General features: G+C 58.9%; 12 protein-coding genes. 7 read left to right on the top strand and 5 right to left on the bottom strand.

The annotated features are described in order from the left end of the window. Positions 1-41: 41 nt before the first annotated feature. Both IDH44_RS07665 and asnB read right to left on the bottom strand, forming a co-directional pair. Positions 42-1,421, bottom strand: coding sequence for a WD40/YVTN/BNR-like repeat-containing protein (locus tag IDH44_RS07665; RefSeq protein WP_190916285.1), 1,380 nt, complete (start codon positions 1,419-1,421; stop codon positions 42-44). Between the two features lie 22 nt (positions 1,422-1,443). Continuing rightward, positions 1,444-3,351: an asparagine synthase (glutamine-hydrolyzing) gene (asnB, locus tag IDH44_RS07660; protein WP_190916283.1), complete on the bottom strand. Its 1,908-nt coding sequence runs from the start codon at positions 3,349-3,351 to the stop codon at positions 1,444-1,446. A gap of 203 nt (positions 3,352-3,554) precedes the next feature. Here asnB and IDH44_RS07655 point away from each other — a divergent pair, with 203 nt between their 5' ends. The 3 genes from IDH44_RS07655 to speD all read left to right on the top strand — a co-directional run bounded on the left by IDH44_RS07655 (position 3,555) and on the right by speD (position 6,881). Continuing rightward, on the top strand, positions 3,555-4,055 hold the full coding sequence (locus tag IDH44_RS07655; RefSeq protein ID WP_190916282.1) for a CYTH domain-containing protein: 501 nt from the start codon (positions 3,555-3,557) through the stop codon (positions 4,053-4,055). A gap of 418 nt (positions 4,056-4,473) precedes the next feature. Then, a complete protein-coding gene (gene thrC, locus IDH44_RS07650) occupies positions 4,474-5,901 on the top strand; it encodes a threonine synthase (RefSeq protein ID WP_190916280.1) in 1,428 nt (475 codons plus the stop codon). A gap of 161 nt (positions 5,902-6,062) precedes the next feature. Continuing rightward, the gene (gene speD, locus IDH44_RS07645; protein ID WP_190916278.1) at positions 6,063-6,881 is read left to right on the top strand and encodes an adenosylmethionine decarboxylase; all 819 of its coding nucleotides are present in this window, start codon (positions 6,063-6,065) and stop codon (positions 6,879-6,881) included. 114 nt (positions 6,882-6,995) lie between these two features. Here the strand turns inward: speD and IDH44_RS07640 are convergent, their stop codons facing one another. After that, complete coding sequence (locus tag IDH44_RS07640) at positions 6,996-8,396, bottom strand: sulfatase-like hydrolase/transferase (RefSeq protein WP_223869459.1); 1,401 nt, start codon at positions 8,394-8,396, stop codon at positions 6,996-6,998. A gap of 101 nt (positions 8,397-8,497) precedes the next feature. On the opposite strand from IDH44_RS07640, the gene IDH44_RS07635 reads away from it, so the two are divergent. From IDH44_RS07635 to IDH44_RS07620, 4 genes are all read left to right on the top strand, one after another. Then, positions 8,498-9,400: a helix-turn-helix domain-containing protein gene (locus tag IDH44_RS07635; RefSeq protein WP_190916276.1), complete on the top strand. Its 903-nt coding sequence runs from the start codon at positions 8,498-8,500 to the stop codon at positions 9,398-9,400. Positions 9,401-9,532: 132 nt separating this feature from the next. Continuing rightward, positions 9,533-10,309: an NUDIX domain-containing protein gene (locus IDH44_RS07630; protein WP_223869458.1), complete on the top strand. Its 777-nt coding sequence runs from the start codon at positions 9,533-9,535 to the stop codon at positions 10,307-10,309. Between the two features lie 87 nt (positions 10,310-10,396). Further along, positions 10,397-10,951, top strand: a complete 555-nt coding sequence (locus IDH44_RS07625; protein WP_190916273.1) for a cysteine hydrolase family protein — start codon at positions 10,397-10,399, stop codon at positions 10,949-10,951. A gap of 154 nt (positions 10,952-11,105) precedes the next feature. Further along, a complete protein-coding gene (locus IDH44_RS07620) occupies positions 11,106-12,560 on the top strand; it encodes a nicotinate phosphoribosyltransferase (protein ID WP_190916271.1) in 1,455 nt (484 codons plus the stop codon). A 161-nt stretch (positions 12,561-12,721) separates the two neighbouring features. Here the strand turns inward: IDH44_RS07620 and IDH44_RS07615 are convergent, their stop codons facing one another. Further along, the gene (locus IDH44_RS07615) at positions 12,722-13,378 is read right to left on the bottom strand and encodes a hypothetical protein (RefSeq protein ID WP_190916269.1); all 657 of its coding nucleotides are present in this window, start codon (positions 13,376-13,378) and stop codon (positions 12,722-12,724) included. After that, a complete protein-coding gene (locus tag IDH44_RS07610; protein ID WP_190916266.1) occupies positions 13,371-14,906 on the bottom strand; it encodes an AAA family ATPase in 1,536 nt (511 codons plus the stop codon). The genes IDH44_RS07615 and IDH44_RS07610 overlap by 8 nt, the downstream gene beginning before the upstream one ends. Between the last annotated feature and the right edge of the window lie 34 nt (positions 14,907-14,940).

Below are 14,940 nucleotides of genomic sequence, written 5' to 3'. Positions count from 1 at the left end.
CCCTTGGCGCAGTCTGCGCCAAGGGCCGGGCCGGATGCGTCCTATTGCTTGTCGGGCGAGCCGAAGGTGAACGCCTTGTCCCAGTGCGACCCGCCATCCGCGGACGTCATCATCACGGAGGGCTCGCTATGGTCGGTCGTGATCCACCAGACATGCTGCGCGTCGGCCGCTGCGAGATGCTGCTCGCCGTAGCCCGGGTATTCGGCATCCAGATTGGTCCAGGTGTTACCGCCGTCGGTCGTCTTGCCGAGCGTGTTGGCCTGATCGCAGGCGAGGCATTGCCCGCCCATGAAGGCGACCTCTTCGCTCGCGACGTAGAGCGCGCCCGGACCGTTGCCGGCATTGGCGGGCACGTCAGGCTCTTCGCCGATCGCATACCCCGGCGCGGGACCGGAGCCCGCTCCCGAATTGGCGAGCACCGGGATCCAGGTAGCGCCGCCGTCTGTCGTATGGAAGAGGGAATAGGACGTCTGCGACATGCCGCTGCCGCCGATCAGCTCGACCCAGGCATCCTGTTCGCCGGCGGAGCGGATGATCGCGCCGCCGAGCTGCGGGCTCTCGAATTGGCCCTGCTTGACCGAGCGCCAGCTCTGTCCGCCATCCGTCGTCCGCATGATGTCGAACTGCCCGTTCGCGGCGGTCACCGCCCAGCCATTGTCGCGATCGTGGAAGTACGGCTCCCCGGCCGTACCGTCCGGCACGCGCAGACGCTTCCACGTCCGGCCGCCGTCGCGCGTCTGCACGCTGCCGCTGTAAGCCTCCTGCTCGCTCACGAAGTGCAGGAATTTGCCCTCGGGGACCTCGCCGATCTCCATCCACGTGTGGCCGCCGTCGGTCGAGCCGAGCAAGGTTCGAGCCGCTTCATCCTGCGCGGCTTCGAGGGTCGCCCAGACACGCTGATCGTCAAGGGCAAAAATCTGGCGGACGATATCATCGCCCTCGTAGACGGTCGTCCACTTGCGACCGCCATCCTCGGTGCGCGCGATCCAGCCCTCGCCGCCGACCCAGCCGGTCTCATCGTCGGCGAGCCGGAGTGCGGTGACGGCGCCGCCGAGCGGTCCCGCTGCGCCGCCGGAGTCGGCCGAGTCGGTCGGACTGCCGCCATTCGATGGAGATTGCGCGCCGTCTCCGGCATCGCCGGCCTCGTTGTCGCTCGGCGTGGACGGACTGCCGCTCGCGGCGTTATCCGCTTCCTGGTCGGCGTCGGTCTCGCCGATTCCGTCGCCGCTGTCGTCGGTGCCGCCGTTTGCGCCGTTGTTCGCTTCGCTGGGCGCGCCGCCGCTGCCGTTGCCGCCTGAGGCGGCCTGGTCGCCTTGGGCGCCGCAGCCCGCGGCGACTGCCAGCAGCAGGGCGAAGAGGAGGACGAGCGTCCAGTTCCGATTGCGATGACGTCGTAAGGCTTGCTTTCCACTGTAATCCATGCTGCCCACTTCCTTTCCTTGCCTAAATAGACGAGACGACCCGGCTCAGAGTTGCCGGGGCGGCGCTGCAAGGCGCCGCCGTCTTGTGCACGCAGGCGCCGTGCCACATGGCGAAGCACAGCACCGTCCACAGCTTGCGCGCATGATCGGCGTCGCCGTCGCGGTGCTCGCGCAGCAGCCGCTCGACCTGCGGCAGCCGGATATAGCCGCCGATGCGGCCCGCTTCGATGCGCCCGAGCAGCTCGCCGGGCGGAAGCTCCGCGAGCCAGCGCCGCAGCGGTACGGGGAAGCCCAGCTTGGGCCGCATCCGCACCTCCTCCGGCACGAGGCCGGCGAGCGCCCGGCGCAGGGCCGTCTTGGTCGTGCCGCCGCCGACCCGCTCCTGCGGCGGCAGCCGCCGAGCCACCTCGTACAGCACGCTCGACAGGTAGGGGACGCGCAGCTCCAGGGCATGCGCCATCGACATCTTGTCGGCCTTCATGAGGATGTCGCCCGGCAGCCACAGGTTGAGGTCGATGTCTTGCATGCGCGCGGCCGGATCCAGATGCGCATTCCGGTCGTACAGCCGGGCGGCGAGCGCCTGCGGCGATACATATCCGTCCGGGGCCCGCCAGGCTTCCTCGAGCAGTTGCGCCTTCATCTCCTCGCTGAAGATCTTGGCGTTGCCGACGAAGCGCGCTTCCAGCGGCGTCGTGCCGCGCAGCACGTAGCCGCGGCCGTACAGACCGGCGGGCAGCCGCTGCGCCGCCGCGTGCAAGAGGCGGCGCAGCGGACCGGGCAGGGCGGCGAGCGGCGCCAGCGCCTGCGGCTCGCGGTAGATGCGGTAGCCGCCGAACAGCTCGTCGGCGCCCTCGCCGGAGAGCACGACCTTGACGTCCCGGGCGGCGAGTCGGGTCACCTCGTACAGCGCCACTGCCGACGGATCGGCGAGCGGCTCGTCGAGCTGGGCCACGACATGAGGCAATGCGGCGAAGTATGCCTCGCGCGAGATCACTTCCGACGTATGCGTCGTGCCGAGCAGAGCGGCGGTACGCGCCGCCGGCCCGGTCTCGTCCGCGGGTCCGGCGAAGCCCACGGAGTAGGTGCGCACCGGTCCGTGCCGGCGCATCGCCGCCGCGATCGCGGTCGAATCGATGCCGCTCGAGAGCAGGCAGCCGATCTCCGCGTCTCCGGTCAGATGCGAGGCGACCGCGTGCTCGAGGGCCTGGCAGATATCCCGGGCGCAAGCCTCGCCCCGATAGGCGGGCTCGGGAGCGAGCAGGGGCTGCCAGTAGCGCTCGACGCACGGCGGCTCGCCGGGACGAGCGGTGAAGATGTGACCGGACGGCAGCTTGCGCACCCCCTCGAACATGGTGTCCGGATCGGGCACATACTGGAAGGTGAGGTACGCGAGCAGGCTGGCGGGTCGCACTGCAGGCGCGACCACGCCGCTGCCGGTCAGGCTTTTGATCTCCGAGGCAAAGCTTAATTGCTCTCGTCCTGCAGCATAGTACAGCGGCTTGATGCCGAACCGGTCGCGCGCCCCGAAGAGCCGCTGCTCGGCGCGATCCCAGATCACAAAGGCGAACATGCCCTCCAGCTCCTGCACGCAGTCGGCGCCGCGCTCCTCATACAGATGGACGATGACCTCGCCGTCGCTGTCGGTGCAGAAGCGATGCCCGCGTCCTTCCAGCTCAGCGCGCAGCGGTCTATAATTATAAATTTCACCGTTGAACACGCAGATGAATCGCCCGTCCTCGCTCGCCAGCGGCTGACGGCCGCCCTCCGGATCGACGATGGCGAGGCGCCGGAAGCCAAGGCCGATATGCGCATCGCGCCAGATCGCCGCATCGTCGGGGCCGCGGTGCCGCAGCAGCATCGTCATCGCGCTTAGCGTCTCCAGCTCGGGGGAGACGGGTTCTTTGATCATGATGCCTGCAATTCCACACATGAGGGTCAGGCTCCTTTACAGGTAATCTGTACCTAACTTACATTTCATTATGTTCGGCTATAGGATACCTTTTCCAATTGCGGCCTTGACTATGTATGGCACGGTTCAATTTTCCCGACGATCGCGCAGGACGTCGAATATTGCCGTGAATCCGGCGGCGTAGTATGATACTATAAAAGCCAGTGCAAGGGAGCGGAGCAAAGATGGGATTGGAAATCGAGCGTAAGTTCCTGTTATCCGGGGAGCTATCCGCTCTGCTGTCCGATCCGAGACTCGTCGTTCGGAGGAGAGAGCGCATCGACCAGACGTATCTGGCGATCGACGAGACGCAGGAGCTGCGGGTACGGCGACTGACCGATCCGGCCAGCGGAGAGAACGCCTACACCCACACCTTCAAAAACGGCAACGGCCTCGTGCGCGAGGAGATCGAATACGCTATATCGGGCGAGCTGTACATCCAGCTCACCGAAGCGTGCGGGGCCGTGCCGCTGACCAAGGAGCGCATCACCGCGACGTGGGACGCGCTGCTGCCGGTGGAGATTGATCGCTACGAGACGCTCGGCCTGACCGTCGCGGAGGTCGAATTCGCTTCGGTGGCGGAGGCGGAAGCATTCGAGCCGCCGGCGTGGATGGGCGAGGACATCACGCACGATCGGCGCTATAGCAACAAGAAGATATGGCGGGAGCTGCAGCGGACCATATAGTTGCCGGCGGTTATTGCGGCCATTGGCGCCATTGCTGGTTACCAGCGCTAGCCGATTCTAACGGACAAGGGAGCCGCTTAGCGCCGTATTTTGGCCTCTATTGCTCTGTAACGGTCATGAGGGACGCTTAGCGAAGGTTACGGTCCTTGTATCGGTCTCAAATGAGCGCCAAGCGTCGCTGACGTCCGTTACGTCCGTTACGTCCGTTACAGGTATCGCTCGGCGGACATTTGGAGCTCGGTCCATTACGTCCGCTGCCGCTGCCGCTTGGCAGACATCACTAGCTGCCGCCAAGTGGACATGTACAGCTCGGTCCGTTACATGAGATACGCTGCCGATCGTGACGGGCATCCGGGGCAACTCCCGTTTCTGCGGCAGGTCGCGTTTTTTACGGTAAATTTATCCTGGAGGGATTACGATGCAATTCAAGAGCACGAGAGGCAAGGTCGCGGGCAAAGGCTTTGTCGACACGCTGCTGATGGGACTGGCCGATGACGGCGGCCTGATGGTGCCGGAGCGCATTCCTGCGGTGACGGACCAGACGCTGGCGTCTTGGCGCGGTCTGGACTATATTTCGCTGTTTCTCGAGATCTTCGCCCTGTACGTCGGCGACGACATTCCGCGCGAGGATCTGCGGGCGATGGCCGAGCGCAGCTACGGGCGCTTCCGCGACCCGCAGGTGACGCCGCTCGTCCGGGTGAAGGACGGTCTGCACGTGCTGGAGCTGTTCCACGGACCGACCTTCGCCTTCAAGGACGTGGCGCTGCAATTTATGGGCGAGCTGTATTCGTACGTCGCGCAGCGGCAGGGCGAGATCATTCATATCCTCGGCGCGACGTCCGGCGACACCGGCGCGGCGGCGATCGAGGGCGTGCGCGGCAAGGAGGGCATCCGCATCTGCATCCTCCACCCGCACCAGAAGGTCAGCCGCGTGCAAGAGCTGCAAATGACGACGGTCGACGACGCCAATGTGCTGAATCTGTCGGTCAAGGGCAATTTTGACGACTGCCAGCGCGTCATCAAGGAGCTGTTCGCCGATCTGGATTTCAAGAGCGGGCATCATTTGCGGGCGATCAATTCGATCAACTTTCTGCGGATTTTGGCGCAGACGGTCTACTATTTTTACGCCTATCTGCGTCTGGACGAGCAGGCGCGCGCCGGCAAGGTCGACTTTAGCGTGCCGTCGGGCAACTTTGGCAACATCTTCTCCGGCTACCTGGCCAAGCGGATGGGGCTGCCGGTGCACAAGCTGATCATCGCCACCAACGAGAACAATATACTCGAGCAGTTCGTCAAGACCGGCGTCTATCGCTCCGGCGACTTCCGCTCGACCCACAGCCCGTCGATGGACATCCAGGTCGCGAGCAACTTCGAGCGTTATCTGTACTATCTCACCGGCGAGGATGCGGTCAAGACAGCGGCGTATATGCAGACGTTCCACAAGGACGGCGAGATCGTCATCGAGGGCGAGGAGCTGGCCCAGGTGCAGCGCGACTTTGCGGCGCTCGGCGTCGGCAATGCGCGATGCCTAGAGACGATTGCCGACTTCAAGACGCAGCACGATTATCTGCTCGATCCGCACTCGGCGTGCGGAGTTGCGGCGGCCGAGGCTTGCGGCGGGACTGGCGAGACGGTGATTACCTTTGCGACGGCGCATCCGGCCAAGTTCGACGAAGCGATCAAGCTGTGCGAGATCGAGCAGGAGATCCCGGAGCCCATCCAGGAGCTGTTCGCCAAGTCGCAGCATCAGGTGGTCGTCGACTACGACAAGGCGTTCATTGTGCGGCAGCTGGAGGCGTTCTACAACGGCGTCAATCTCGTCGGCGGCACGGAAGCGCACGAATAATCGTTTGCGCCGCCCTTTGCCTTGCCAGATCGGCTGGCGTTCGGCTCGTCCCGGACGCCGGCTCTTTGTTTGCCTGACCGGAAGAACGGGTATTCTGGGAGAAGAGAGAAGCGGCTTTCGTGTGATAGACGCAATTGCGACACAGAAAGGGGTGCAAGGCTTTGATTCATCCGAGCGGACCGGGTATTACGCTGCATGGCTTCAATAACTTGACCAAATCGCTCAGCTTCAACATGTTCGATGTGTGCTACACGCAGACGAAGCAAGAGCGCGAGGATTACACGGCCTATATCGACGAGGAATACAATGCTGAACGATTGACGAAAATCTTGCGCACCGTGACGGAAATTATCGGCGCGCATGTGCTGAATATTGCGCAACAGGACTACGAACCGCAGGGAGCCAGCGTGACGATGCTGATCTCCGAGGGGCCGGTGGGCGTCCCCGGCGAGCAGCGCAAGGATTATAACGACGAATCGCCGGGCCCGCTGCCGGAGGCGGTGGTGGCGCATCTGGACAAGAGTCATATAACGGTGCATACGTATCCCGAGTACCATCCGAGCGAAGGGATCAGCACGTTCCGCGCCGATATCGACGTCTCGACGTGCGGGGAGATCTCGCCGCTCAAGGCGCTGCATTACCTCATTCACTCGTTCGATACCGACATCATGACGATCGATTACCGGGTACGCGGCTTCACGCGCGACATCGACGGCAACAAGCTGTTCATCGACCACGAGATCAGCTCCATTCAGAACTACATCCCCGACGAAGTCAAGGAACAATTCGACATGATCGATGTGAATGTGTACCAGGAGAACATCTTTCACACCAAGTGCAAGCTGAAGAAATTCGATCTGGACAATTATCTGTTCGGTTATTCCAAGGATAAGCTGACGCAGGGGCAGCAAGACGACATCACGGCGCAGCTCAAGCGCGAGATGGACGAAATTTATTACGGGCGCAATTTCGGAGACTGATTTTCGACGGCTGACGGATGAGGCTGAATCCCGCGACAAGGCAGCGCGCAACGGGCGATCCCGTGGCGTGCTGCCTTGTTTGCGTAGAAATTATATCCCTCGAGCGCCGTCGGCTCAAGCGTACAAGCGCCAGAAGCGGCCGCCGGCCGGATGGGCTTCGTCGTCCCAGGCTTCCTTGCAAGCAAGCAAATGCCGGGACAATGCCTTCACCACCTCTTCGGTGCCTGCCGTTCCATACAGGTCATGACACTCTGCCGAATCTGCGATCAAGTCGAATAATTGCGTGCGCCGTAGCTCGTCGGTGCGATACTCGATCAGCTTGTACCGCTTATCCTTGACCGCTCTGACGCAATCCGCGTAGGCGAAATACAGATGCTCTCTCGCTCGCCAGGCCGGGTCGCCCAAGGCGGGCGCCAGGCTCGTTCCCTCGACGGAGTCCGGCGTCTGCAAGCCCAGCAACTCGCAGAGGGTCGGATAGATATCGTACAGATAGGCATACGTGTCTCTCGTCTCCCCGGCCGGTATGCCTGGACCTGCCAGGATCAGCGGCACACGCACGCTGTGCTCGTAGGCGCTCTGCTTGCCCATCAGGCCGTGCTGGCCGACGGCAAGCCCGTTGTCTCCGGCCAGCACAATCAAGGTTTGATCCGCTTGGCCGGAGCGCTCCAGCGCATCCAGTACGTTGCCGAGCTCGTGGTCCAGATGCGTGATCATGGCGTAATATTCGGCGAGATGACGCCTGATTTCCTGTTCGGAGCGGGGATAGGGGGCGAGCGTCTCATCCCGAATGTCCCGCACCCCGTAGTCGAACGGGTGCTCCGCGCAGCAATTGTCCGGCAGAGAGAGCTTGGCCGGGTCGTACATCTGCAAGTACTCTTCAGGCATGCTGCGCGGGTCGTGCGGCGCCAAATACGAGATGTACATGAAAAACGGGCTGCCGTCGGCGGCCGCAGCCTCCTCCTCCAGCCAACGTGCGGCGCGCTCGCTGAACAGCTCGCTGCTATGCTTGCCAAGCTGGACATGGTCGGCGCGCTGCAGGCTGATCGTATTCTGATGGAACGGATTGTCGATGCGCCGATTCACCTGGGCATACGCGCCGCCGGGATCATAGCGGCAAGCCGGGACGTTCCAGTGATCGCTCATGCCGCCGAAGAAAATCTCGTCGCCATCGGAGAAGCTGCGGTTGTACGACGCTGGACCATTATGCCATTTCCCGATGCCGAACGTCCGGTATCCGGCCTGCTGCAACAGCTCTCCCAGCAGCGTATGATGGTCAGGGATGCTTGCCCCGTCGGCCTCCAGGCGAAACAAGGATCGCCCGGTATGCAGCATGGCGCGGCTCGGCATGCAGACGGCACCGACCGTCCCGCCGGGGATATGCGCCTGGGTGAAGGACGTGCCACGGCGTGCCAGCTTGTCCATATTGGGCGTCTGAATTTCGGGATGACCCAGCGCGGCGATCGTGTCGAAGCGCTGATCGTCCGTGAAGAAAAACAAGACATTCTGTTTTGTCAAAAAAGGTCGCCTCGATTCCTGAATATTGGAGGTGTCGATATGCTTACTATCTGATAATATTGGAAATACGGGATAGATAAAATATCAAAAGGAGAATTGAGATGTCAAAAGCGGACATTGGCAGTGCGGCGATACTGGCCAATATCCGGCGGATGGTCGAGGTCGTGCCGTACCGCTGCCACTTCAAAATTCATCGGATGCATCGTCTGAAGGTTCCGCTCTCCTGGTCTATCGAAGACAACCGCAGAAACGAGGACCTGCACCTGCTGTATGTCATCGGCGGGCGCGGCACGTATTGGCTGGATGGCCACGAGGAGCCGTTGCGGGCGGGGAAACTGATTTTTGTCAGCAATGGCTTTGCACACAGTGCGGAGCTTGATCCTGCAGACCCGCCTGTGATCATCCCGATCCGGTTCGGCCTTTACGAGCATGGGGCTGCGCGTCTGCACAAGCTGTACGAAGCGCCGTTTGCCTTCGCCTGCGTGCCGGAGCCCCGCTCAGCGTACCGGCAACGGTTTGAACGGTTGTATGAAGACTATGCGAGGGCGGATATGGAAGGGCTGGAGCAGCTGTGCTCGGCAGGGATTCATGCCATTCTGATTCATCTGCTGAACTGGCGCTTGAATCAGAAGGCGGATCGCATGGATCCGCGCGTCATCGGAATGAAGCAGGCGCTGGACCGTTCGCCCGAGCGTCGGACGTCCCTCCGGGAGTGGGCGGAGCGGACCGGTCTCTCTTCCAAGCAGGTGTCCCGCTTGTTTGTACAGTATTTCGGCATGACGCCCAAGCAGTATCACATTCGGACCCTGATCAAGCATGCGCAGTTCCTGTTGGAAGAAACGGCGTTGACAGTGAGCGAGATCGCCGAGCAGCTGGGGTATCCCGACCCCTACAGCTTCTCCAAACAATACAAGCAAGTCACGGGCGTCTCGCCTGCTGCCCATCGGCGTGCAACCGACCCGGCTCCGAAATCAGCTGATGCCGCGCCCCGTCCGCCGTTATGAAGGCGCCCCGGGATGTCGACCTGCTGCGCGGCGGAAGCGCTCTGTAAGGATTGGCACGAGTGATTTGACAAATTCATTTAATGTGTCATAATGAAAATATCAAAACGAATTGTGGTCAATGAGGTGATGCTGATGGATCGAGAACGGACAGCGGCGGAGGTGGGCTATACCGCCGGCCATTACCGGACGCCGGACGGCGCCCCGACCGACATCGTGATTTTTACTATCACGTCGGAGGCGCGGTCAAGCGCCAAAAAGGCGCTGCCCGAACGCAAGCTGCAGGTGATGCTGATCCGCCGCAAGGTCTGGCCGTTCGAGGGCAAGTGGGCGCTGCCGGGCGGATTCTGCCAGGAGAAGGAGAGCATGGAGGCCTGCGCTCGCCGCGAGCTGGAGGAGGAGACGGGTGTGACCGGCGTGCCGATGACGTATCTCGGCGTCTACAGCGAGCCGGGCCGCGACCCGCGCGGCTGGATCATCTCGCATGTGTATGTGGCGCTCGTGCAGCAGGAGATGCTGGCCGGTCGGAGGGCGGCCGACGACGCGGCCGATGTGCGGCTGGTCCCGGTCCGGGAGGCGCTGGAGATGGAGCTCGCCTTCGATCATCGCGACATCCTGCGGGACGCGCTCGAGCAGATTCGCGCCCAGATGCTGACGACGACGGTGGCCCGGGCTTTTCTGCCGGAGCGATTCACGATCGGCGAGCTGTACCAGGTGATCCGCACGGTCGTGCCGGAGTTCGAGGAGAGCAACTTTATTCGCAAGATCACGGCCACCCAGCGTCGCGAGGGCATCATCGAGGAGGTGCGCGACGCCGACGGCCACCTGCAGACGACGCAGCGGTACTCGCAGCGCGCGGCGCAGCTATACCGCTTCACGGGCTGGACGCCGGAGCTGTCGTTGTACCGTTGACCCGATCTGCCGGGAGCCGAGCAGCGGGCCGCGCCGTACGAGCTGAATAGCAGGCATCTACCACGTAGCACGAGGAGGCGATTGCGCATGAAGAGCGCATTGATAGTCATTGATTATACGGTTGATTTCGTGACGGGCAAGCTGCCGTGCGGTGATCCCGCAATCGCGATTGAGCCGCGGATTGCCGCGCTCACCGAGGCGGGCGCGGAGCGCGGAGACTGGGTCGTGATGGCGGTCGATCTCCACGAAGCCGGGGAGACGGAGCATCCGGAGCATCGGCTGTTCCCGCCGCACAATATTCGCGGCACCGAAGGGCGGCGGCTGTATGGAGAACTGGAGGCGGCTTATCATCGGCAGCAGGAGCGGATCTACTGGATGGACAAAACGCGCTACAGCGCGTTCGCCGGCACCGATCTGGAGCTGCGGCTGCGGGCCAAGGGGATCGGCCGGCTGGAGCTGGCGGGCGTCTGCACGGACATCTGCGTCTTGCATACGGCCGTCGATGCGTACAACCGCGGCTTCGAGCTGGCGATTCACGCCGACGCGGTGGCGAGCTTCAACGAAGCGGGGCACGCGTGGGCGCTTGGCCATTTTCGCGACACGCTCGGCGCCCGGCTGCTGATCGGCGGACAGCCGCAGTAATTGCGGCTTGTCCGGCCGCAACCGTGCGCATCGGACACTGGGGCGAGGCGATTGTGAGGCTATACGATCGTGAGGCGAGACGATAAGGAAGCGGGAAGAGGCTGGAGTTGGCGATAGCCGTCCGGCCGGTGCTTGCCGCACAGCAGAGGAGCGGATGAGGATGGAGCAGATGGCTCTTCATACGGACAAATACCAGATCAACATGATGTACGCGCACTGGAAGCACGGCACGCACCGCAGCCGCGCCGTGTTCGAGGCCTACTTCCGCAAGCTGCCGTTCGGCAACGGCTTCGCCGTATTTGCCGGGCTGCAGCGGATCGTCGATTATATACGCGCGCTGCGCTTCGACCAGCAGACGCTCGATTATTTGGCGGAGCAGGAGGAGGCGTATGATCCGGCCTTTCTCGAGGAGCTGCGCGCCTTTCGCTTCACCGGCGAGCTGGCGGCGGTGCCGGAGGGGACGCTCGTCTTTGCGAACGAGCCGCTGCTCCGAGTGACGGCGCCGATCCTCGAAGCGCAGCTGATCGAGACGGCGGTGCTGAACTTCATGAACTACCAGACGCTCGTCGCCACCAAGGCCGCGCGCATCCGCCAGGTGGCGGGCGCCGATACGCTGCTCGAATTCGGCACGCGGCGCGCGCAGGAGGCCGACGCCGCGATCTGGGGGGCGCGGGCCGCCTATATTGCGGGCTTCGATGCGACCTCGAACATGCGGGCGGGCATGCTGTTCGGCATCCCGGCCAAGGGCACGCACGCCCACGCCTGGGTGCAGAGCCACGCCTCGGAGGAGGAGGCCTTCCGCCGCTACATCGAGGCGCTGCCGGCGCAGTCGACGCTGCTCGTCGACACGTACGATACGCTGCGCAGCGGCGTGCCGCATGCGATCCGGATCGGACAGGAGATGGCCGCCCGCGGCGAGCGGCTGGCGGCGATCCGTCTCGACAGCGGCGATCTCGCCTACCTGTCGCTGGAGGCGCGGCGCATGCTCGACGAGGCCGGTCTCCCGGATGTCCGGATCGTAGCCTCCAACGATCTCGACGAGCACATCATCTTCAATCTGAAGGCGCAGGGCGCGGCGATCGATTCGTGGGGCGTCGGCACCCAGCTCATCACGGCGGCGGACCATCCGGCGCTGGGCGGCGTCTACAAGCTCGTCGAGCATGAGCAGGGCGGCGCGTCGGTGCCGGTCATCAAGATTTCGGCCAATCCGGAGAAGGTGACGACGCCGGGGGCGAAGACGCTGCAGCGCATCGTCAACCGCCGCACCGGCAAGGCCGAGGCGGATTATCTCACGCTGGCGGACGAGCCGGACGGCTGGCAGTCGCAGCGGCTCAAGCTTTTTGACCCGCTGCGTCCGTATCACTACAAGTACGTGGAGGATTACGAAGCGATCCCGCTGCTGCAGCCGGTCATCCAGGACGGCGAGCTCGCCCGGCCGCTGCCGGACCTGGCGGCGATCCGCGCCTATCATCGGCAGCAGCTCGGCCTATTCTGGCCGCAGGTGCTGCGCAAGCTCAATCCGGCCGATTACCCGGTCGACCTGAGCCAGGCGGCATGGGACCTCAAGCAGCGCATGCTGCACGAGGAAAGAGATGAAGATGAGAGATAGATCGGTAGTTAAAGAGCTTGGGCGAGTTGTTTTTTTCTTGAACAAGCTCTTTTTTCTTGTATCGTTTGAAAATACGCTTTAATGTAATTGTTGCTATACCTAGTAGTAAATTATTTCTCCAGTTGATAGGTCGGGCTTTCGTAATTTAGGTCGAAATTAGACTATTTAAAAGTGCCATTTTCGATACTTACCGCACCTGTACCAACGTCTTGATCGTTAAGTACCAATTGAACTTTTCGATGCTTAAAATTTCCTTGAAATAGCCTGATCTCATCTTGTTCCCACTCAAGCACTTCTTCGTCCTTAATACCCAAGAATGTTTTTTTTCCAATCAAGCTTGTCTGAGCAACCTTCCGTTTGGATTTAACAGCGTCTATATGTTGATCCATACTGGAATATACGTACCCGGTGATGTATTCGATTTTCGATACTTGAGTAATTCCTAATGTAGATAGAAACGATAAGACCCTTAGTGTGGCGCCTCTATACTGTTTTCTGACTTTTCCAGTCCACTTTTGGTCATTGACAGTCCGCTTTAACTCTACAATATAAATATTGCATCGAGAGCGGTCGCTCAGATCGCTCTCGACGATGATTCCATCTGCGCAACCGGTATTATTCAAGTATTTAAGTAAGCTATGGTCAGTTTCCCCTAACAGCCTGATAAATTCGCAATTCTCACTTGTTTGAAAACGCATCTTAAGTTCAGCCCTGCCCTCATCGTCATCCTCAGTAAGGATAAAGGTCAAATCATCTAATTCTAATTTACAGTAATATTCTTCTTTAATTCGTGCAAGATCAAAGCCAATTCTAATCATCTTTGTCACCAAAATCTTGAATTTTTACAGTCTCATTAAGCAACTTTTCAAGCACACTGTTAAATGTCGGGATCGCATAACCATATTCACCAAGCTCAACCTCTTCGACAATAGTATTTCCTTCTGGAGATTTATAGAACTGGTAACAAGAAGAGGATGCAATATCACTTAGTGTGTCCGCAGCTTCGTAACCAAGTTCAGAAAATAATTTTTCTTTCTGAGGATGGCGGGACAAGGTCAAAAGGTTGTTGACCTGTTGTGCAAAGCTGTCACTATGAGTAGTCAGCCAGATAGCTTTTCCTTTGTTTATCAGTCTGAAGAATAAGCGAACTAATTCTAATTGTTTTCCAACATGGAGATGCGACTCCGATTCTTCAATGATTAATAATTGTGGGTCATATTGTGATTCCAAAAACAAAGATAATGGTGCCAGCTCAGCTACTAATGATGAGGTAACATGCAAAGGAATACCCTTACCTTGCTCTGGAACAAACTGAATATCCTGTGCTTGATCCTTCGTTATTGTTCCATTAAAAATTTTCTGTTTCAAGAAGGAGAGTTCCTCAGCGTATCGCGTTTGTTGGTCCTCATCAATATAAATATCAGATAGTTTTTCGAGAAAATCATTTACTGGAGCAGTTAATCTTAGTGCAGGATTTGTCGCTGAATTTTGCCCAAATAGTTTAATAAGCTCGCTATTTTTCAGCATTTCTTTAAAAATTTGGTTTTGATTGCTGATAATAGATTGATAAGTATGCATAAAACCTGTTCTTGAGGCAGGAAAGTAAACCGGGGTTTCCAGTTGTACACTTCTTTTCCTTGAAGATTTTCTTGATAACATTAAGCTGCGACTATCTGAAAAACCGCGACAAACTAACATCGTAGCTATTCTTAACATAACAGCCCGTGCCGCTCCCTCAACAATCGCGTTGTTAGTATCGGCTACATAAAGAAATAAATCTTCTTCTTCTTTTTCGTTTGGATCATATAGTAATAGTTGAAAAAAAAAGGCCTTCTTAGACACAGATACCTCTTGTCCCTCATCAGCTCCATCCTTTTTAACAATTTCTGTAGATAAAATATTTTGCATTGAGATTTCAACTTTTAGGTTATAAAACATATCTCTAAGAATTTCTAAAGATCCAATCTCCATTGAATGATTAAATATTTCTTTAACCAGCCAGTCTTTTTCCTTTTTTAAAGATCGGTTCAAGATTTCCATAAGTTTTTTTTGCTGCTCTTCATTTATATCAATTGTAGTAATTGAATCCTGTTCCCAAATATCGTAAGTTACAGAGTTTTTAATTTTTTCATTTAACTTACTGCACAAATCAATAAAATCTCTATCCTCATCAAATTGATTTTTAAACAAACTGTTTAAATTTTTGAAAACACCCCAAAGAAGCTCAAGTATGTAACTTTTCCCACTATTGTTTTCGCCAACTAACATCATAAATGGCGTTACTCGTATATCCGCCTTACTGATTTTTCCGAAGTCACGAACTTTTAACGTCCATGAATTAAACATCTGATCAACTCCTTTAAACCTAGATTAACTTTTA

The organism is Paenibacillus sabuli, from assembly GCF_014705605.1.
Taxonomy (GTDB): Bacteria; Bacillota; Bacilli; order Paenibacillales; family Paenibacillaceae; genus Paenibacillus_D; species Paenibacillus_D sabuli.
Note: the sequence above shows the minus strand (reverse complement) of the source record. Positions and strands in the feature narration are given on the sequence as shown.

Bases quoted from the DNA above. Each gene is read 5' to 3' on its own strand.
- IDH44_RS07665 (WP_190916285.1), bottom strand. From the start codon at position 1,421: ATGGATTACAGTGGAAAGCAAGCCTTACGACGTCATCGCAATCGGAAC.
- asnB (WP_190916283.1), bottom strand. From the start codon at position 3,351: ATGTGTGGAATTGCAGGCATCATGATCAAAGAACCCGTCTCCCCCGAG.
- IDH44_RS07655 (WP_190916282.1), top strand. From the start codon at position 3,555: ATGGGATTGGAAATCGAGCGTAAGTTCCTGTTATCCGGGGAGCTATCC.
- thrC (WP_190916280.1), top strand. From the start codon at position 4,474: ATGCAATTCAAGAGCACGAGAGGCAAGGTCGCGGGCAAAGGCTTTGTC.
- IDH44_RS07635 (WP_190916276.1), top strand. From the start codon at position 8,498: ATGTCAAAAGCGGACATTGGCAGTGCGGCGATACTGGCCAATATCCGG.
- IDH44_RS07630 (WP_223869458.1), top strand. From the start codon at position 9,533: ATGGATCGAGAACGGACAGCGGCGGAGGTGGGCTATACCGCCGGCCAT.
- IDH44_RS07625 (WP_190916273.1), top strand. From the start codon at position 10,397: ATGAAGAGCGCATTGATAGTCATTGATTATACGGTTGATTTCGTGACG.
- IDH44_RS07620 (WP_190916271.1), top strand. From the start codon at position 11,106: ATGAGGATGGAGCAGATGGCTCTTCATACGGACAAATACCAGATCAAC.
- IDH44_RS07615 (WP_190916269.1), bottom strand. From the start codon at position 13,378: ATGATTAGAATTGGCTTTGATCTTGCACGAATTAAAGAAGAATATTAC.
- IDH44_RS07610 (WP_190916266.1), bottom strand. From the start codon at position 14,906: ATGTTTAATTCATGGACGTTAAAAGTTCGTGACTTCGGAAAAATCAGT.